Raw genomic sequence first — 18,236 nt, forward strand, 5'->3', positions numbered from 1 at the left:
ATAAGGCACTTAAACCAAATTTTAATCCCTTAATATCATAAATAGCACCGCCTCTAATACCCATATTATGATACGCAAGACCACCCATTAAGTTCAAACTAAGCTCATCTTCATATTCATCATTAACATACATTCCATAACCAATCAAAACACTAAAATCAAATTGATTATTTCTTATAATTGGAATTAAGTCATCAAATCTATCTTTATAATTATTCCAAAAATAATTAGCCTCAAAACTCCAAACAAATTCAGAATCTCTTTCGTGCTCTTTATAAGTTCTAATATAGCCATTAATATCCCAATTATTATTGCCTAAATATTCTTTATTATTGATAATAAACATTGTTTTTGAAGTAGATAAAAAGCCAAAATTAATACCAGAATAAGTTCCCGCATTAGCAGCTACACCTAAAGCACCTAAACAAAGTGTTGAAAACAATAATTTCTTCATTCATTCTCCTTTTTTGATAAAAAAAGAAAATAATACCCCCCCCCATTCTTAAAAAATACTTAATATTGTAAAAATTTATATGATTTGTTTAAGTATCTATAATTATTAAAAAAATATTTTAGATTTAACATAATCAATTAGCTTACATTAAAAAATTTGAGAATATTTTTAAATCAACAAATAAACTTAATAAGCATTAAGCCTAAACAAATAAAGCTAATTAGGAATTAGCTAATTCCTAATCTTGCCTTAGAGTTATCACTAATTTTCATTAATTCATCTAATAATTTATCTTTTTCTTTATCAAAATCAAATTTAAAGCTTTGTTGCATTAGCTTTTCTTTATCTACAAATTCATCCATTGAAATTCCATGTTTGTTAAAAATAGCTTGTAATTTAGGGTGATTTAGTCCAATATTTCCTGCAGGTGCATCATATTTTTGCATAAATTCTTTTGATGATTTTTTAGCAAATTCAATTATTTTTAATTCTAAATCAGGTGTGATTTGATAGTTTTCTAATACTTCTTCTGCTCTTTTAAAAAATTGTTCGTCTAAATCATTTTTAATTGGATCTAATTTCCTAGTTTCAATTTCTCCACAAGCTTCTAGGAACATCATTACCCCTAAATCTTCTTTAGGAATTCTATTTAAATACTCACTATCTAATTCTTTATCTTTTCTAGGAGTATGCCATTCGGTTGGAAAGTAAGTACAAAAACCAAACATAGACCAAGCAAAATCATCTTCAGCATTTGATATACACTTATTAATTAGTTCATCATTTATATTACTTGCTGCTTTACTTTGAGCTTGTAAGGCTTCTTCAAATGAAGCTTTTTTATTATCATTTAAGTTATTTGTCTTAGTAAAAGAACTAAGAACTATCCTATCATTTATTAACATTTGCTCTCCTTTAATTTATAATAATTAAACAAGAGCAAAATGTGTTCCTTATTTAAATAAACAAATAATAAGTATTAAGTAAGCTTTAAATATTTAATATTTTAATTCATTCAATAGTAATTATTTAATTAGAAATTAATTCATAAATCAATATAATTCAAATTATTTTTAAGGAGAGTTTATGAAAAAGATATTATTAAGTTTAGCTTTAATTTCAGGCTTATTTGCTGTTGATATTAGTAATATTGATAAAGCTTGTAAAAATCAAGACCAATCAAATTGTGCTTTTGAGCTTGATGAATACTGCAAAGAAGATTTGAAAGCTTGTTATCAATACTCAAAAGATTTATGTGCTAAAGATAATTTTAGTGGTTGTTTAATGACAGCTATTGCTAATGTAAAATTAGTGAAAGAACAATTAATTGATATTAAAGAAGCCTATATTGATGCTCAAAAAGCTATAAGTAAATTATGCGAATTACCAAATATAATAGTAAAAAACGAATCATCTCATAACAAATTTTGCGTTGTAGCAGGAGATGGATTGGTTTTAAAAGATGGTAAAGATTATGGTTTAGAAACAAATCCACAAAAAGCCTTGAGTTATTACAAAAGAGCTTGTGATGCTCAATCTAATGTGGGTTGTGAAAGATATAATAGTTTAAAAACTTTTTTAAATAAATAATTCTAAAATTATCAAGGAAATGGCTTAAAAAGTCCTTTCCCTTTAAATCTTATTAATATTTACACTTATAAAATGCTTTTTGTTTTATTGCTTGATTATTGTTGTTATATCCTTGATAATACTCATCTTTAGAATACTCAAAAAACTCAAGATAAAAATCTATATGCTTATTTTGTGTTTTTATGTTTTTCATCATACTACAAATTTCATTGCTTGTAGTTCTATCTACATTGTTATAAATATTTAAATAAATATTATTAAAAGACGAATCGTATAACATATAAGTTCTACTAATACAATCTTCTTTAGAATTACAATAATTATTTTTAATAAGTTTTTCTTCTATTTTATCAATTGATAAGCTAACAATATTTATGATATTACTATCAGCTTTGCCGTAACTTAAAAAAACTAAAAAACCAACAATAAAAAATATTAAAAAAATCATTATATAAAGTATTGTTTTTAGCATTTTAAAGACATTTCTAAGCTTTTAAATCTAGTAATTTATAAGCTTTTAGCTCATCAATTAGCTTTATACTAAACTCGCAAAATTCTTCTAAATTATTTTTGTCTTTTAATTCTTTTTCTTTATCTTCATTTATTTTTAAAGAATTTGAGTTTTTAAATAATTTTATATCTTGCTTTAGTTTTCTTATATGATTGTTTTCTTCATTAATAGCGTATTCTTTTAGCTTTAAATCTATTTTAGGCTTTTTATCAATTTGATTTTTTTCAGTGTATTTATATAGATTTTCTAATTCTTCTAAATATTTTTCTTTACTCTCATTTAACATAAGCTCATCTAGCGTTAATGAACCATCTTTATTTTTATCCTTTAAATTAGTATCACTTAAATCCTTTGAAATAGTATTATGAGCTTCATACATTTCATCGCTAATATCATCTCCTTTAGCATTAAGTTCTACGCTAGTAATTTGCAATAAATTATATTCATTTATCTCGCCATCAAGCCTTACTCCTAGCCTTGAGTTTAACATCTCTTCTTTGCTAAGCACTGCATTTTGGCTAACTTCTAAAAATTTATTAGCAATCTCACTAAACCAACCTGCTACATAATTAGCAGCGTCGCCTTTTAAAATAGTTTTTCCATTTTCTTCTAAAAAATCATTTTTATTAAAAAAGCTTTTTAAATCTTTTAAAGTATCTTTATCTAAGCTAATCCCTACGCTTTTATTATCAAGGCTAAAAAATACATTTAATTCTTTATCACTTGTTTTATATTCAAAATTATTTGTTTTTATATCTTGTCTTATTTGGCTTAGATTAATAGTGCTATTTACATCAGCTTTTTTACTAACACTTGTATTTATAAAAGAGCTTAAATCTACATAAAATCCATCTATTTTTAGCATTATTTCTCCTTTAACTTAAAGAATTAATTAAGCTTTTAAATCTAGTAATTTATAAGCTTTTAGCTCATCAATTAGCTTTATACTAAACTCGCAAAATTCTTCTAAATTATTTTTGTCTTTTAATTCTTTTTCTTTATCTTCATTTATTTTTAAAGAATTTGAGTTTTTAAATAATTTTATATCTTGCTTTAGTTTTCTTATGTGATTATTTTCTTCATTAATAGCGTATTCTTTTAGCTTTGGATTGGCTTCTATTTTTTCTTTTTTATTTTTTAATTCTTCTTTTGCTTGATTTAAGTTTTTAAAATACTCACTTTCATCTTCAATATATTGCTCTTTTACTAAAATTTCTCCATCTTTATCTTTATCAAAAAATATTCTATTATTAATCATTTTTGAAATAGTGTTTATATTTTTTTCGCCAAATTCATTAATATCTTCTTCTAATATTTTGTCTTTTTTAACAATCTCGCTTAAGACATAAACCCCATCTTTATTCTCATCAAAATAACAAACATCAATTAAAGTATTCATTAATTCATCACTATTTAGCACCCCATTATTATCGCTATCACTTTCAAGATATTTTAAATCAAAAGCAATCTCACTAAACCAACCTGCTACATAATTAGCAGCGTCACCTTTTAAAATAGTTTTTCCATTTTCTTCTAAAAAATCATTTTTATTAAAAAAGCTTTTTAAATCTTTTAAAGTATCTTTATCTAAGCTAATTCCTACGCTTTTATTATCAAGGCTAAAAAATACATTTAATTCTTTATCACTTGTTTTATATTCAAAATTATTTGTTTTTATATCTTGTCTTATTTGGCTTAGATTAATAGTGCTATTTACATTTTTTATTTTATGTAGGCTAGAGTTTAAAAACCCACCCATATCACAAATATTTAAATCCATTTTTAACTCTCCTTTAACTAAACTTATATCGGTTAATTTTATTTTTCTTTAAGAGTTTTTAGTATTTATTTACTTAGTTTTAAGAAAAGAAGAAAATATAAAAAATTATTATCAGCTATTTTATTATTATTAGCTTTATCATCTATTGCTAACATAAGAACAAGACCTTATAATCACTGCACGATTACTTGGTATGGCAAATTATATTGCAGCCCACATATCAATGATTAATCAAAAGAATTACGAATTTATTCGTAATTCATATATAAGTTTTACTGCATTTATAAAATACAAAATTATTAAAAATTAAAAGAATTTAAATCTACTTATTTTTTATAAATATGCCTAAACCACAAATTAGCATAATCAATCAAAGCACTTCTTTTATTTTTTGCAAAAAACTCATCATATTCATTGATTTTTACATATACGCTTTTAATGAATTCTCCATTATCAACGCCGCCACCAACTCCTACAATATCATCATCACTAACCCTAGCAAAAAATAAATGTTGAGTATTTACCCCACTACCAAATCCTGTATAAAATTTATTAATATAAACTAATTTTTTAGGCTTAAATCCTAATTCTTCTATACATTCATCTAAGGCGATTTCTTCTAAGCTTTTGTTTTTATCAATTATCCCACTACATAATTCAACCGAAAATCCACTCTCATAATCTTTACAATTTTCGTAATAATATAAAGGTGCTCTAAATTGTTTTACAAATATAAAACTATCCTTGCTCTCGTGATATAACATAATACTAACAGAATCAAAAGACTTTATAAAATCCCAATCTACCTTATGCTCGTTTATAACAAAACTAGCTCTTAAAGGTTTTATAAAATCTGATTTTTTAAACTCAACTATTTTAAAATCACTTATATCAATTTTCATTCAAGCTCCTTTAAAACCTTAAGCCCTATTTCATCAAATTGTTTATTTTTATAATGATTTTGCATTAGATTATCAATACTTGCAGCAAAAATCATATAAATATATGACAAATCTTGAGTATTTAATGCTTTATAAAAATACTCATCATCAAGCCCACTAGCTATAATATCTATAGCTTCTTCGTAATTATTAAACTCATAGCCTAATAGTTCTAAAAATCTTTTAGCATTTGAATTAACCACAAAAATAGGCTTTTTTAAAAGAAAATTACTAAGCATTAAAGCCGTATCAAAACCAATGCCTTTAATATCCATAATCCAATCAAAACTAGCATTATTAATAAAGTCATCAAAACTGCTAAAATCATTCACAATTGCCTTTGCTAAATCGCTAATTTTTTTTGCTTTTGTATTATAAAATCCACTTGCTTTTATTAACTCGGCTAGTTCTTTTACATCAATTAAAGCAAGTTTGTTTATAGAATTTGAAATAGGAATTGCAACATTTTTTAATGCTTTTTGAGTGTTTTGCCACTTGGTATTTTGACCTATTAAAAGAGCTAAAAATTTTGAAAAATCATCATAATTTTGCCATTCATAAGAACCTTGTAAATTATGTTTTAATAACGCTTTAAAAATACTAGCTCCATTAATCATTCAAATCCTTTTTTAGTTCATAAAATTGTTTAGCGATACGACCATTTTTTGTGCCTTTTAAATTTGCAAATTCTAAAGCCTTAGCCTTTATCTCATCACTAAATTCATCTTTAAATAATGATTTTACAATGCTTAAATACTGCTCTTGGCTCATTGAATAAAAATTAAGCCATATTCCAAATCTTTCTTTTAAAGCAAATCTATCATCGCTTTCATCTTTAAAATCAGCGTCTTGATAATTTATATTACTTGATTTTAAAAGATTTTTATAATTTGAACTTAAAATAAACATTATATTATCACTTAATTTCTCGCATCCACCATCTAAAATCGGCTTTAATGCCTTAAAACTATCATCATTTATACTAAAGCTTATATCATCTAAAAATATTACGAATTTGTATTCTAATTCGCTTAAATCATCAATAATATATCTTAAATGCGATAAATCTTCTTTAAAAACCTCAACTATTCTTAAATCACTTTTAATAAATTCATTAAAAATAGCCTTGATTAAACTAGATTTGCCACAACCTTTTGCACCGGCTAATAAACAATGCTGATAGGCTTTGTTTTGTAAAAAATTATTCATATTATTTTTTAAGATATTAAATTCTTTATCCAAAAACAAAAGGTCTTTAAAATCAACCAAATCAAGGTTTTTAATAGGCTTAAAGCTGCTAGTTCTTGCTCTATAACTAGCAGCTTTAAATTCTTTAAACAATGCTATCAAAACTAACTTCTTTTAAATCAGCCACACAAGCAATGTGCTTATAAATGCTATAAACTAATGCTAAGCGATTATTTTTAATCTCTAAATCATCAACATTTATCATAACATTATCAAAAAACTCATCAATGATAGGTTTAAGTGCAAAAATCTTACCTAAATTATCACTCACATCATCACTAAAACTAATATCTTTATAAGCTTTATATAATTTAATCTCATATTCATTACTTAATTTGCTTTCATCACAATATAAATCTTTACTATCTTTTATGATATTTGCAAGTCTTTTAAATGTTGAGATTTTGCTCTCATAATCTTTATCTTTTGCTAGATTTATAAGTGCTTTTATATTCTCATCAATTACTACTAAATCATTATTATTCACATTTAAAACTGCTTTTATAAAAGATGAATTTACGCTATATAAAGCATTAAATCTATCTGTAATAAAATTAAGCAATTTAACTTTATCATAATCTTTATAAAGACCTTTAAACTCGTTTAATAAATCTAATAAATTAAATTTAACGCCTAAATCAATTAGAATTTTAATAATACTTAAAGCTGCTCTTCTTAATGCGTAAGGGTCTTTATTACCACTTGGAAGCTTGTTTATACTAAATAAAGCCATTAAAGTATCAAGTCTAGTTGCTAAGATTACAATTTTACTTAATTTTGTGCTTGGGATAACATCATATAAATATTGCTCTTTAATAGCAGTGCAAACTTCACTAGAATACCCCATATTAGCAGCATAATATGAGCCTACAATTCCTTGTAATTCAGGGAATTCGCCTACCATTTGTGTCCTTAAATCAGCCTTGCTAAGTGTGATTGCATCTTTTATATTTTTTGTATTTTCATAAGCAAATAATTTTGCTAATCTTAAGGCAATTTCTTCTTCTCTTTGTTCTTTTTGTGCTATTGTGCCTAATTCTTGCATATAAATTGTATTGTTTAATAATTCAGGTTGTAAGCCAAGTTTTAAGTCATTTTCCCAGAAAAACAACGCATCGCTAAGCCTTGCTCTTAACACCTTTTCATTACCTTTTTTTATAGTTTCTAAATCAGGATTGAATGAATTTGTAATCGTTATAAAATTATTGCTTAAAGAATTATCCTTATATACTGCAAAATAGCGTTGATTTTCTTTCATTGAAGTAATTATTACTTCAGGTGCAACTTGTAAAAATTCTTTATCAAAACTACCTAAAAGCGCTGATGGATATTCAGTAATTGCTACAACTTCTGCTAATAATTCTTCATCAATTTCAGCTTTTAAATTCCATAATTTTTCAATATTTCTTATCTCACTTAAAATGATTTCTAATCTATCTTTAGGATTTAAGATAACTTTGCCTTCTTTTAAAGTCTTAAAATACTCATCTTGGGTATTAAAAGAGATTTTATCCATACTAATATTTCTATGAACGAAAGTGCTTTTACTTGAGTTTATATTAAACAAACTTGCATTAATTAATTCATCATCCATCATAACGCATAGTCCAGTAATTGGGCGAATAAAACTAAAAGTATTTGCACCCCAACGCATACTTTTACCAAAATTAAGACTTGTAATAAAGCTTTCTAAAATATCATTTATTAATTCACTAAATAATTTACCTTTTTCTATTTTTTCTACATATAAACAAACTTTTCCTTTAATTTCTTTAAAGCTAAGTTCGTTTTCACTAATATCTGCTTTTGCTAAAAAGCTCTCACCAGCTTTACTTAATTTCCCATCTTTATAGGCTACTTCTTTAGGAGCTCCGATTAATTCTATAACGCTATCGTTTGCTCTTTCGTTTGCTTTAAATGTAAAAACAAATCTTCTAGGAGTGTATAAAAACTCTAAATTACTAAATTCAATATTATTTGCTTTTAAAACCACTTCTAATTTATCTTTTATATTTGGTTCTTCTTTTAAAAAAGGAATTGCAGGTAATTCTTCTGTAGTTATTTCTATTAAAAACTTTCTCATTTTATCTCCTTAAATGTAAAACCTTGCTCTTTAAGAATTTTTCCAACTTCTTCTTGATGAGCTTTGCCTTTAGTCTCAAGTGTGATTGTAATATTTGCATCACCAAAATCAGTGCCTAATCTATCATAATCAACTTTTATTATGTTTGCTTGTGCGTCTTTTAAAGCCTTAGTTAAATCAAGTAATGCCCCTGCTTTATCAATTAAAGTTACGCATATTTGCATTTTTCTATAACTTTTAATAAGACCTTTTTCAATAATATTATTTAGCATTGTAATATCTATATTTCCACCACTTAAAATACAAACTACATTGCCACTTAGATTAGGAATTTTGCCGTGCATTACAGCAGCTACACTTGCTGCTCCTGCACCTTCAACTACTTGTTTATGTTGCTCTAATAAAAATAAAACCGCATTAGCTATTTCTTCATCGCTAACCATAACCATATCATCTACATTGTTTTTAATTATATTAAAACTATCTTCATTAACATCTCTTACAGCTATACCATCAGCTATTGTTTTTACCTTGTTTGAGTTTATGATTTTACCTTCATTAAAGCTATTTAGCATAGCACTAGCGCCCTTGCTTTGCACTCCTATTACTTTAATATTTGGATTAATTTGTTTTGCTGCACTAACAATACCGCTAATTAAACCGCCACCGCCTACTGGAACGATGATATAAGAAATATTGTTTAATTCTTCAATTAGTTCTAAAAATATAGTCCCTTGTCCTGCCATTACAAACGGGTCAGCAAATGGGTGAATAAAGGTTAGATTTTTAGTCTTTTCTAACTCTTTTGCGTAAGCGTAAGCTTCATCAAAATTATCGCCTTTAAGTATTACATTAGCACCTAAATTAGCTGTGCTGCTTACTTTATTTACTGGTGTTGATTCTGGCATTACGATATGAGCTGCTATACCAAACTTTGAAGCAGAAAAAGCTACTCCTTGAGCGTGATTTCCTGCACTTGCTGCAACTACTCCTAGTTTTTTTTGCTCTTCATTTAAACTTGCAATCTTATTATAAGCGCCCCTTATTTTATAAGCTCCAATTGTTTGAAGATTTTCACATTTTAAATATATATTATATTTATCATTTGATAAAAATCTTGAATAATTAAAAGGCGTTTTAATTGCCACATCATATACTTTTTCTTTAGCCGCATATATTTTGCTAAGCTCTATCATCTTTCTTCCTTTCTAGGTAAAATCCACACTCTAAATGTTCTGAATTTATAAATTGGTCAAACAAAACAAATCTTTTTAACTCGTGAGTTTTGCATAATTTTTCTAAATCTATTTTAGCCGTTAATGGATTGCACGAAATATAAATTATATTATCATAGTTTTTTACTAAATTAACACATTCGCCTAAGCCGCATCTTGGCGGGTCTATTAAAATATGTGAAAAACAAAAATCATCTAAATTTAAATCTTTTAGCCTATTAAAAGCTCTTACCTTATTAAAAGCGTCTTTTACTTCACTATCTTTTAGCCTTGCTGTAAAAATATTATTTACATTATTTAATTTGCAATTTTTATTTAAAAATGCCACATTTTTTTTACTAAGTTCTGTTGCAAAAACTTTTTTAAAAAATGGTGCAAGTGCTAAGGTAAAATTACCATATCCACAATAAAGCTCTAATAAATCATCACATTTTTTATCTTTAAGACAAGATTTTGCAAACTCAAGCATATTTTCATTCATACTTAAGCTAGGTTGGATAAAACACTCATCATTAAACTCATACTTAATACCATTGCTAAAATGCTCTAAAATATCGCTTGGATATGATATTCTTTGTTTTCTTGATTGCATTATTAAATTAAGCTTTAAATTGGTTAATTTGCTTAATTTTTCGTAATAATTTTCTATTTTAAATTCTTTTATGTCTTTATGATATAAAAGCAAAACATTTAAAGTATAAAAGCTCTTAAAAAATCTAATTTCAAATAATTTATCTTTTAAAACTTCATCTAAAGCCTTAAGTAATTTAGGCATAAATTCTCTTATCTCATCACATATAAAAGAAGTATCAAAATCAGTTATTTTTACCTTATCTTTAAACATAGCATAAGATATTTCGCCGTTATTTTTGTATAAAGCAAAATTAACCCTAGTTCTTAAGCCATCTTTATAAATCTTCTCGCAAGGAATTTGAAATTCCTTGCAAACTAAGTCAAATTTATTCAACTTTTTTTCCTATTAAGCGAAGTGCTAAGCTCATCATAACAACACCTAAAATAATTGTTAAATACACATTTAAGCCAAGACTTACAGGAATATATCCAAAAACTACGCTAATAGCACATACTAAAAGTGCATAAGGCATTTGAGTTTTAACATGCGCACTTAATTCGCATTTTGCACTCATTGCACTTAAAATTACGGTATCAGCTATCGGAGAACAATGGTTTCCAAAAATAGCACCTGTTAAAACACAAGAAATATTTATAACCATATATTCATGAAGTTCATTTCCACTCATACCAGCTTCAAGACCAACTGCGTGTGCAAGTGGGATTGCTAAAGGCATTAAAATACCCATAGTTCCATAACTTGTGCCTATTGCAAAACTCATAGCCGAGCCGATTAAGAAAATTAAACTAGGAAGTAATACATGCGGAGTTGAGCCTGATAGTAATTGAACTATGTATTTATGAGTGCCTAATTCTTTTACAATTGCAGCTAAGCTCCAAGCAAAAAGTAGCATTGCAATTGTAAATATCATACTCTTCCAGCCATGTAGCCAAGTCTCTACTGCTTCTTTGTGATTAATTTTTTTGCGAACTAGACCTAATATAACTGCTACAACACTAGCAAATAATGCAGCTTGAAATAATGCTAAGCTTGAGTTTGCTTCACCTAAAGTAGTTCTTATCGCATAAAAACTTAAATAATTTTCTTCAATCTTGCTTAAAACATCTGCTTTATCAGGGTCATCTATAATTGCATTTAAACCACTAAAATAAAAACTTGCTAAAGCTGTAATAATAAGAGTTAAAATAGGAATTAAAGCATCACTAATTTTATGCTCTACTCCATCATTTGGTTTTAATTCACGCTCAAGTTCAGCTCCAACATCAAGTGCAGCTTCACTTACTATTCCTGCACGAGCATTTTTTTCAGCTATATACATTGAGCCAAATTCTCTTTGCTGAATAGCTGTTAAAACAACGAAAATTAGCATAAAGATATTATAAAATCTATAAGGAATTGTTTGCATAAATACTCCAAAAGCATTTACATCGCTAATTCCTACTAAAGAATAAGCAGTTTTAATAAGTCCAACTTCAATACCTATCCAAGTAGAAATTATCGCAATTCCTGCAACAGGTGCAGCGGTGCTATCAAGTATGAAGCTTAATTTTTCACGAGAGATTTTAAACTTATCAGCAATTGGTCTCATAATAGGACCAACGGTTAAACTATTTGCATAATCATCAAAGAAAATACAAAGTCCTATAAGCCAAGTGCTAACTTGAGCTGAAACAGGACCTTTTACAAAGCGAGTAAGCGCAAGTGCAACTGCGTTTATTCCACCCATTTTAGTAATTAATGCAACCACACCACCTATACAAAATACTTGCAAGATTACTCCTGCATCATCGCTATCTATCATAGCATCTAGCAAATGTTTTACTATATTTGAAAATGACGCTAAAAATAAATTTACCCAATCCATAAAAGATGGATTATTATAAGTAAATGTATAAGTATCATTTACAATATTTGCTGTGTAAAAATTAGCAAAAGCTAGAAGAAAAGTCCCCGTAAAAACACCTATAAATAAAGATAAAATTACTTCACGAGTAATAAAAGCTAAAATAATAGCCATTAAAGGCGGTAAAAGTGTTAAAACGCCATATAATTGCATATTGCTAACGCTTGTATCAGCTGCGTTTGCAAATATACTAAAAAACATTAAAAACAAAAATCTCATTTTAAATTCCTATTTTAAATTCTACATTCTTTTTGATACTAAACAAGCCGTAATAAAGGCAACAAATGCTACTAAAACTATATAAGCTCCACCACCGATTTGATATAAAAATGGTGGATTTTCACCAATTGCAACTTTGTTTAAAAACGGCAATAATATAGGAGTTATAAATCCTGCTATTGCGTAAGCTAGGTTGTAGCTAAAGCTAATTCCACTATAACGAATTTTTGCAGGGAAAATCTCAACCATAATTAAAGGCGTAAAGTTCATAAGTCCTGCACTAAGAGTTGCTAATAAATAAAAACTCACAAGTAAATTAATATCCTTGCCTATATACAACTCATAAAAATACATCGCACCAAAAACACCCCAAAGAATGGCAAAAATCTTATAAATCCTACTAATTCCAAATTTATCACTTAAAAATCCTGTTAAAACACAACCAATCATCATAGCAAGTATTCCATACATTTGAAGAAGGGTATTATCAACAGGCTCTAATTTCATAACAGCTTTTACGAAATTTGGAGCAATTAATAAAAATACAACCACACAAGCAGTTAAAACCCAAGTAACTAAAATAGAAATAAATATCCCAAATCTATGATTTTCTATAACATCTTTTATAGGAAGTTTTACTAAAGAATCACTTTCTTTCATCTTTTTAAATACAGGAGTTTCATTTAAATATCGTCTAAGATATAAAGAGATTATTCCAAAAATACCACCTAAAGCAAATGGAATTCTCCAACCCCAATCCTTTAGCTCTTCGGTAGTAAAATTAAGCTGCATAATAAGTGCAACCAAACAACCAAGTAAAATTCCACCAACAACGCTTGAAGTTAATAAGCCTATAAATAGACCTTTTTTGTTATCTTCACTATGCTCTCTTACAAATACCCAAGCACCAGGTAGCTCTCCACCTATTGCCATACCTTGAAAAATACGAACAAATAAAAGTGCAATAGGGGCTGCATATCCAATTGTCTCATAAGTTGGAATAATAGCAAGTGCAAAAGTAGGAATTACCATAAGTAAAATACTTAGCATAAACATATTTTTTCTACCAAATTTATCTCCAAAATGTGCCATCACAACGCCGCCTAAAGGACGAGCTAGATAAGCTGCTGCAAATGCTCCATAAGTATTTAGCTCTTGCCAAAACGGACTAAGCGTATTTGGGAAAAAATGATGTGCAAAATAAGATGAAAAAAATACAAATATAATAAAGTCATAAAACTCAAGAGTTCCACCAAGTGAGCTTAAGGCTAGAGTTTTTACTTCTTCTTTGTTTAATTTTTTTGTCATATATCTCCTTTTTCATAATTTAATTTATCTCTGTTAATAGCCAATTCTTCATAAGCTTCGCTAATAAATTTATTTATTTGATAATCAAATGATGAAGTATGAGATAAACCTACAATTACTTGAACTTTAGCACCTTTTACTCCAAAACGATTTTTCATAGCTTCTTGCCTAACTTCATCTATATAACTCTTAACTACAACCTCATCTTCATTAATAATAAAAACTAAAAACTCATTTCCACTCCAACGAGATATGTATTTTTCATAGTTTTCACTATTTTTTCTTAATATATATGCAAATTCTTTTAAGACTTCGTTGCCTAATTCTGTTGTGTATTCTTCGTTAATTTTTCTTAAGTTATTAATCTCTATTACTATTACACTAGCTTGAGTAATTACATCTTCATCAGCATTATGCTCAAGTTTTGCATTCATAATTTCTAAGAAAGAATATTTATGATAAGTTTCAGTTAAGGTGTCAAAACTAGTAAGTCTTTTTAAATGGCTCTTTCTGTTTTCATCATTAACAAATCTAATAACCTGACCTAATTCCATAATAATTTGGGTAAAAAATATAGCACTAACTACGCAAATTATATTGATAATATATATAAATACTTGTCCTGGCTCTTGATACGCCTTGTCGCAATAGAAAAATAAAAATAAATATAACAAGAAATAAACAAAAGGAAATATAAAAATTAAAGCAGAATATTTTCTTAAATTAAGATAATAATAAGATGTAAGCATAATTAAATATAAATCAAATCCATATCCCCAACCAATACTTAAAGAAAAATAAGTAGCTGTAAAAATTGATTCTAATTGAAATAAATACCAAGCATAATGCCTAACGCTTATAAAATTTACTCTTATAATTTTTTTAAACAATGATGATTTAAAAGATTTTTTACCATTTAAAATCTTTCTATATCTATTATAAAAATAATTTTTTTCTCCAAAACTCTTATAAAGTTTTCTACCAACAAACAATAAGAATAAAAAAGCTAAATAATATAAAGATGTTGCAAAAATTTCATAAGAAGTAATTATAAAACCATTGTAATAAAAAATCAAACCAGTAAAAAATCTAGCAAAAAATAAAAATAGACTATTTACTAATATCAAAACTTCATATTTAACCACTTTAAACCTTTTAATTTATATCGTCATATCCACTTTTATACAATATATACTCACGACCCATTGTTTTTGTTTCATATTTTAATTTTACGGTTTCATTTATTTTTTCTAATAAAACTTTAGGTCTTTTTTGAGTATCTATATGCTTGTGGTATTTTGCAACAATTTTTAAATAAATATCAAAATTATCTTTTTTCTTTCTAATCATCTTATCAAAATCTTTGCTTATTGATTCAAGTAAGAAATAAAACTTAGAGCTTTCTTCTTCTAAAATTAATACAAAAGTATTTAAATCCCATTTAATTATAATTTCATCATTAGGATAATAAACTCTTAAAAGACTTAAGAATTCATTCATTACTTTATTTTGGTAGTAGTAATCTATCTTAAAATACGAATCTTGGTCTTTTTGAACAAAAGCTATCTCAAATATACAAACATTAAGATTATTGTATTGATTTTGTTGTCTTTGTAAAAGCAATTGTGTGAAATCTTTTTTATCAATTAGATTGAATTTAGTATGTATTTTTTTAGTTATTTTTATATGACTTTTATTTACAGATAATTTTTCTATATCTTCTATTGATTTTAGACCTACTACATGGTTGCTAAATACTATGCTAGAAAAAACTACAAAAACAGAAATTATAAATAATAAATTAGAAAAAAAACTCTCCTTATAATAAGGATGCCAAAAATAATAATCAATTAAAAATAAAGATATAAATATAGTTAATAGCACTAAATAAGTAATATTTGCTATCAATAATCTTTTTTTAGAATCATTTATAAACATTATATAAATCAAAGTGGCTAGCAAAATAATATATAAATGAGCCCCACCTGCCATAGAATATAAATATATATTACAACAAATAGCAATGATTATACATGCCCCACCACCCATAAAGCTAAACCAGTCAAGATACCTTGCTACTGATTTTTTCTTTCTATTTAAAAGTAAGGCATAAAATAAACAAGCACAAACAATATATAAACTTGATATAAAAAATTCTTTAGCAAAAAGCATAGTAATACCTAAAAAACCAAATGTAATAATTATGGTTAATATTAAAATTACATAAATTCTTTTTAAGGTAATATTATGATTTCTTATATCTTCATAGGTATCATAAAGCTCTTGTATAAATTCTACTCTTTGACTATCGTATTCTCGCATTATGCCTCGTCATAACTATAATCATCGTCATCATACATATCTTCATCATATATATTATATTCATCAAGACTGCTTAATTCATCATCAAAATCTTGCTCAAATTCGTCATCAAACTCATCTAACTCATCGTCAAATTCGTCTAATTCATCATCAAAGTCATCATATTCACTAAAGCCATCTAACTCGTCATCTTCATAATCTAAAAACTCATCATCATCGTAAGCCATATAATTTTCCTTAATAAAATTAAAAATGCTAATATACCATTTTATTTATATTATTTGTTAAAATCTAAGCAAAAATAAAGGAAAAAAATGCAACTTACACACATAAACGAGCAAAATAATCCTACTATGGTTGATGTTAGTGATAAACAAATTACTAAAAGAAGAGCTTTAGCAAGTGGCAAAATCACAATGAACGAAGAGGCTTTTAAAGCAGTTTTAAACGGAAATGCTAAAAAAGGAGCGGTAATAAATACAGCTATTGTTGCAGCTGTTATGGGAGCTAAGCAAACATCAAATTTAATTCCAATGTGCCATCCACTACCAATTAGTAAAGTTGAAGTAGATATTGAGCCAATTGAGAATGAATTTGCTTTTAGACTAAATGCAGTGGTAATCACCGAAGGAAAAACAGGTGTAGAAATGGAAGCATTAAATGCTGTTAGCGTAGGCTTATTAACGATTTATGATATGGTTAAAGCAATTGATAAAACAATGGTTATTGATGATATAAAATTATTAGAAAAAGACGGAGGCAAAAGTGGTCAATTTAGAAGAAATTAAAGCTGATTTAAAGATAGAATATCCTTGCAACTGGAGCTATAAAGTAATACTTGATAAAGATGATGATATAAATGAATTAGTAAAAAAGCTAGATATTAAAAATGCAAAAATTGAAAGTTCAAAATCTACAAGTAATTATAAAAGCTATAACCTAAGCCTAGAAGTGCCAAATGAAGCTTATAGATTAGAATTATTTTCTACTCTTAAAAAACATTCTAAATTTGTTTTATAAGGAAAAACTATGAAAAATATATTATTTAATGAAATACAAGAAAAAGCAAAAAAAGAATTTATTAATTCAAACGATGAAGGATTAATCGCTAGATTATATACCAAGTATTGTGAAGAGCTAGAGAATTTAGAAGCACTTACAAATGAGAATAAAAATATAGTTTTAAAAGCCCTTTTAAGAGCAAAAATGTCTATAAAAGAGCAAGAGATTTATACTCTTACAAATGAGCTTGAGATGATTAGAAAAGAGATAAAGTCAAAAGAATTAGAGCTTTATAATATTACAAAATCAAGTTTTAATGAGCTAAGTAAGGTAGTTCAAAATGATATTCAAAAAGAATACCTTGAAGAACTTATGTTAAATGAAGCAAACTCATTACAAATTCTTTACGAAACTTCTCAAAATGCTTTTATAAATGTTCTTGAAACAAATGCGATGATAGAAGAAAGATGCTTTTTAATAAGTAATTTTATGCTAATTAACGCACTTGAATATGCTAAGTTTAATAAGGATAAAATAATTAATGCAGCTGAACTTATCTTAAAAGCAGCACTTGAACTAGCAAATGAATGGCAAAGCTATGCTGAAGAGCTTTTGACTGGAGTATTAAATGGACTTTTAGAAGGTATATTTGCTATCTTAGAAAGGCTTAAAAAGGATTTAGAAGTTAGCTTAAGTGATAATGAACTTGATAATATGAAACTATCTCTTCTAAGTCTTGAGCGTGATTTTATAGCTATGATTAAGACAAATCTAAATAACGATGCTTCAGGTAAGGCACTTGAAAATATTTTAAATAATAAACTTGATAATAATTTTGCTAAATTTGCAAGATTAGTAAGAGAAAACAAGCAACTACTAAATATAAAATTAATCAAATTTCAAAATAGCGAGCTAAACGAAAAAATCAAAAAAGAATTAAATACTTTAGAAAAAGCTTATAATGAATTTGATGTAAAAAAATTAGCTTCAAATATTTTCACAAAGTTTAAGAAGAACTAAAAAAAGAATTTGAAACTCTCGTTTC

General features: G+C 26.7%; 20 protein-coding genes. 4 read left to right on the forward strand and 16 right to left on the reverse strand.

Annotated elements, in window-relative coordinates; all coding sequences use genetic code 11:
- Positions 1–454 (reverse strand): hypothetical protein (locus AVBRAN12640_RS04610; RefSeq protein WP_336612955.1); only part of this gene is annotated, 454 nt, incomplete at its 3' end.
- A gap of 227 nt (positions 455–681) precedes the next feature.
- Positions 682–1,359 carry a hypothetical protein gene (locus AVBRAN12640_RS04615; RefSeq protein ID WP_214120608.1) on the reverse strand — a complete coding sequence of 226 codons (678 nt, stop codon included), beginning with the start codon at positions 1,357–1,359 and terminating at the stop codon, positions 682–684.
- Between the two features lie 181 nt (positions 1,360–1,540).
- On the opposite strand from AVBRAN12640_RS04615, the gene AVBRAN12640_RS04620 reads away from it, so the two are divergent.
- Positions 1,541–2,044: a hypothetical protein gene (locus tag AVBRAN12640_RS04620; protein ID WP_214150576.1), complete on the forward strand. Its 504-nt coding sequence runs from the start codon at positions 1,541–1,543 to the stop codon at positions 2,042–2,044.
- Between the two features lie 52 nt (positions 2,045–2,096).
- Here AVBRAN12640_RS04620 and AVBRAN12640_RS04625 read toward each other — a convergent pair whose 3' ends face one another.
- The 14 genes from AVBRAN12640_RS04625 to AVBRAN12640_RS04690 form a co-directional block, all read right to left on the reverse strand.
- Complete coding sequence (locus tag AVBRAN12640_RS04625; protein WP_336612956.1) at positions 2,097–2,516, reverse strand: hypothetical protein; 420 nt, start codon at positions 2,514–2,516, stop codon at positions 2,097–2,099.
- A gap of 13 nt (positions 2,517–2,529) precedes the next feature.
- Entirely contained in the window at positions 2,530–3,420 is an 891-nt protein-coding gene (locus tag AVBRAN12640_RS04630; protein ID WP_336612957.1) for a hypothetical protein, read from the reverse strand.
- Between the two features lie 27 nt (positions 3,421–3,447).
- Entirely contained in the window at positions 3,448–4,335 is an 888-nt protein-coding gene (locus tag AVBRAN12640_RS04635) for a hypothetical protein (RefSeq protein WP_336612958.1), read from the reverse strand.
- A gap of 326 nt (positions 4,336–4,661) precedes the next feature.
- Positions 4,662–5,237: an NUDIX domain-containing protein gene (locus tag AVBRAN12640_RS04640; RefSeq protein ID WP_442862246.1), complete on the reverse strand. Its 576-nt coding sequence runs from the start codon at positions 5,235–5,237 to the stop codon at positions 4,662–4,664.
- Complete coding sequence (locus tag AVBRAN12640_RS04645) at positions 5,234–5,893, reverse strand: hypothetical protein (RefSeq protein ID WP_336608503.1); 660 nt, start codon at positions 5,891–5,893, stop codon at positions 5,234–5,236. The genes AVBRAN12640_RS04640 and AVBRAN12640_RS04645 overlap by 4 nt, the downstream gene beginning before the upstream one ends.
- Positions 5,886–6,626 (reverse strand): DUF815 domain-containing protein, encoded by a 741-nt coding sequence (locus AVBRAN12640_RS04650; RefSeq protein ID WP_336608504.1) that lies wholly within the window; start codon positions 6,624–6,626, stop codon positions 5,886–5,888. The genes AVBRAN12640_RS04645 and AVBRAN12640_RS04650 overlap by 8 nt, the downstream gene beginning before the upstream one ends.
- Positions 6,610–8,607 carry a glycine--tRNA ligase subunit beta gene (gene glyS / locus AVBRAN12640_RS04655; RefSeq protein ID WP_214117443.1) on the reverse strand — a complete coding sequence of 666 codons (1,998 nt, stop codon included), beginning with the start codon at positions 8,605–8,607 and terminating at the stop codon, positions 6,610–6,612. Before glyS ends, AVBRAN12640_RS04650 begins: the two co-directional genes overlap by 17 nt.
- Positions 8,604–9,803: a threonine ammonia-lyase gene (gene ilvA, locus AVBRAN12640_RS04660; protein WP_214117444.1), complete on the reverse strand. Its 1,200-nt coding sequence runs from the start codon at positions 9,801–9,803 to the stop codon at positions 8,604–8,606. The genes glyS and ilvA overlap by 4 nt, the downstream gene beginning before the upstream one ends.
- Complete coding sequence (locus AVBRAN12640_RS04665; protein ID WP_336607159.1) at positions 9,790–10,809, reverse strand: tRNA (uridine(54)-C5)-methyltransferase TrmA; 1,020 nt, start codon at positions 10,807–10,809, stop codon at positions 9,790–9,792. The genes ilvA and AVBRAN12640_RS04665 overlap by 14 nt, the downstream gene beginning before the upstream one ends.
- A complete protein-coding gene (locus tag AVBRAN12640_RS04670; RefSeq protein WP_214120477.1) occupies positions 10,802–12,559 on the reverse strand; it encodes a Na+/H+ antiporter NhaC family protein in 1,758 nt (585 codons plus the stop codon). Before AVBRAN12640_RS04670 ends, AVBRAN12640_RS04665 begins: the two co-directional genes overlap by 8 nt.
- Positions 12,560–12,580: 21 nt before the next feature.
- A complete protein-coding gene (locus tag AVBRAN12640_RS04675; RefSeq protein ID WP_336608505.1) occupies positions 12,581–13,867 on the reverse strand; it encodes an MFS transporter in 1,287 nt (428 codons plus the stop codon).
- Positions 13,864–15,012, reverse strand: a complete 1,149-nt coding sequence (locus tag AVBRAN12640_RS04680; RefSeq protein ID WP_214117448.1) for a GGDEF domain-containing protein — start codon at positions 15,010–15,012, stop codon at positions 13,864–13,866. Before AVBRAN12640_RS04680 ends, AVBRAN12640_RS04675 begins: the two co-directional genes overlap by 4 nt.
- A gap of 10 nt (positions 15,013–15,022) precedes the next feature.
- Complete coding sequence (locus AVBRAN12640_RS04685) at positions 15,023–16,189, reverse strand: hypothetical protein (RefSeq protein ID WP_214117449.1); 1,167 nt, start codon at positions 16,187–16,189, stop codon at positions 15,023–15,025.
- The gene (locus AVBRAN12640_RS04690; protein WP_214117450.1) at positions 16,189–16,416 is read right to left on the reverse strand and encodes a hypothetical protein; all 228 of its coding nucleotides are present in this window, start codon (positions 16,414–16,416) and stop codon (positions 16,189–16,191) included. Before AVBRAN12640_RS04690 ends, AVBRAN12640_RS04685 begins: the two co-directional genes overlap by 1 nt.
- Before the next feature lie 87 nt (positions 16,417–16,503).
- On the opposite strand from AVBRAN12640_RS04690, the gene moaC reads away from it, so the two are divergent.
- The 3 genes from moaC to AVBRAN12640_RS04705 are packed head-to-tail and all read left to right on the forward strand — an operon-like array spanning position 16,504 to position 18,211.
- Positions 16,504–16,977 carry a cyclic pyranopterin monophosphate synthase MoaC gene (gene moaC / locus AVBRAN12640_RS04695; RefSeq protein ID WP_214117451.1) on the forward strand — a complete coding sequence of 158 codons (474 nt, stop codon included), beginning with the start codon at positions 16,504–16,506 and terminating at the stop codon, positions 16,975–16,977.
- Positions 16,955–17,209, forward strand: a complete 255-nt coding sequence (locus tag AVBRAN12640_RS04700) for an HP0495 family protein (protein ID WP_214117452.1) — start codon at positions 16,955–16,957, stop codon at positions 17,207–17,209. The genes moaC and AVBRAN12640_RS04700 overlap by 23 nt, the downstream gene beginning before the upstream one ends.
- 9 nt (positions 17,210–17,218) lie before the next feature.
- Entirely contained in the window at positions 17,219–18,211 is a 993-nt protein-coding gene (locus AVBRAN12640_RS04705) for a hypothetical protein (RefSeq protein WP_336608506.1), read from the forward strand.
- Positions 18,212–18,236 lie beyond the last annotated feature (25 nt).

Origin of the sequence: Campylobacter sp. RM12640, assembly GCF_020137595.1 — a bacterium.
Lineage (GTDB): Bacteria > Campylobacterota > Campylobacteria > Campylobacterales > Campylobacteraceae > Campylobacter_E.

What these genes read in the sequence shown, in the direction of transcription:
- AVBRAN12640_RS04615 (WP_214120608.1), bottom strand. Translation starts at nt 1,359, where the DNA reads ATGTTAATAAATGATAGGATAGTTCTTAGTTCTTTTACTAAGACAAAT.
- AVBRAN12640_RS04620 (WP_214150576.1), top strand. Translation starts at nt 1,541, where the DNA reads ATGAAAAAGATATTATTAAGTTTAGCTTTAATTTCAGGCTTATTTGCT.
- AVBRAN12640_RS04625 (WP_336612956.1), bottom strand. Translation starts at nt 2,516, where the DNA reads ATGCTAAAAACAATACTTTATATAATGATTTTTTTAATATTTTTTATT.
- AVBRAN12640_RS04630 (WP_336612957.1), bottom strand. Translation starts at nt 3,420, where the DNA reads ATGCTAAAAATAGATGGATTTTATGTAGATTTAAGCTCTTTTATAAAT.
- AVBRAN12640_RS04635 (WP_336612958.1), bottom strand. Translation starts at nt 4,335, where the DNA reads ATGGATTTAAATATTTGTGATATGGGTGGGTTTTTAAACTCTAGCCTA.
- AVBRAN12640_RS04640 (WP_442862246.1), bottom strand. Translation starts at nt 5,237, where the DNA reads ATGAAAATTGATATAAGTGATTTTAAAATAGTTGAGTTTAAAAAATCA.
- AVBRAN12640_RS04645 (WP_336608503.1), bottom strand. Translation starts at nt 5,893, where the DNA reads ATGATTAATGGAGCTAGTATTTTTAAAGCGTTATTAAAACATAATTTA.
- glyS (WP_214117443.1), bottom strand. Translation starts at nt 8,607, where the DNA reads ATGAGAAAGTTTTTAATAGAAATAACTACAGAAGAATTACCTGCAATT.
- ilvA (WP_214117444.1), bottom strand. Translation starts at nt 9,803, where the DNA reads ATGATAGAGCTTAGCAAAATATATGCGGCTAAAGAAAAAGTATATGAT.
- AVBRAN12640_RS04670 (WP_214120477.1), bottom strand. Translation starts at nt 12,559, where the DNA reads ATGAGATTTTTGTTTTTAATGTTTTTTAGTATATTTGCAAACGCAGCT.
- AVBRAN12640_RS04675 (WP_336608505.1), bottom strand. Translation starts at nt 13,867, where the DNA reads ATGACAAAAAAATTAAACAAAGAAGAAGTAAAAACTCTAGCCTTAAGC.
- AVBRAN12640_RS04685 (WP_214117449.1), bottom strand. Translation starts at nt 16,189, where the DNA reads ATGCGAGAATACGATAGTCAAAGAGTAGAATTTATACAAGAGCTTTAT.
- AVBRAN12640_RS04690 (WP_214117450.1), bottom strand. Translation starts at nt 16,416, where the DNA reads ATGGCTTACGATGATGATGAGTTTTTAGATTATGAAGATGACGAGTTA.
- moaC (WP_214117451.1), top strand. Translation starts at nt 16,504, where the DNA reads ATGCAACTTACACACATAAACGAGCAAAATAATCCTACTATGGTTGAT.
- AVBRAN12640_RS04705 (WP_336608506.1), top strand. Translation starts at nt 17,219, where the DNA reads ATGAAAAATATATTATTTAATGAAATACAAGAAAAAGCAAAAAAAGAA.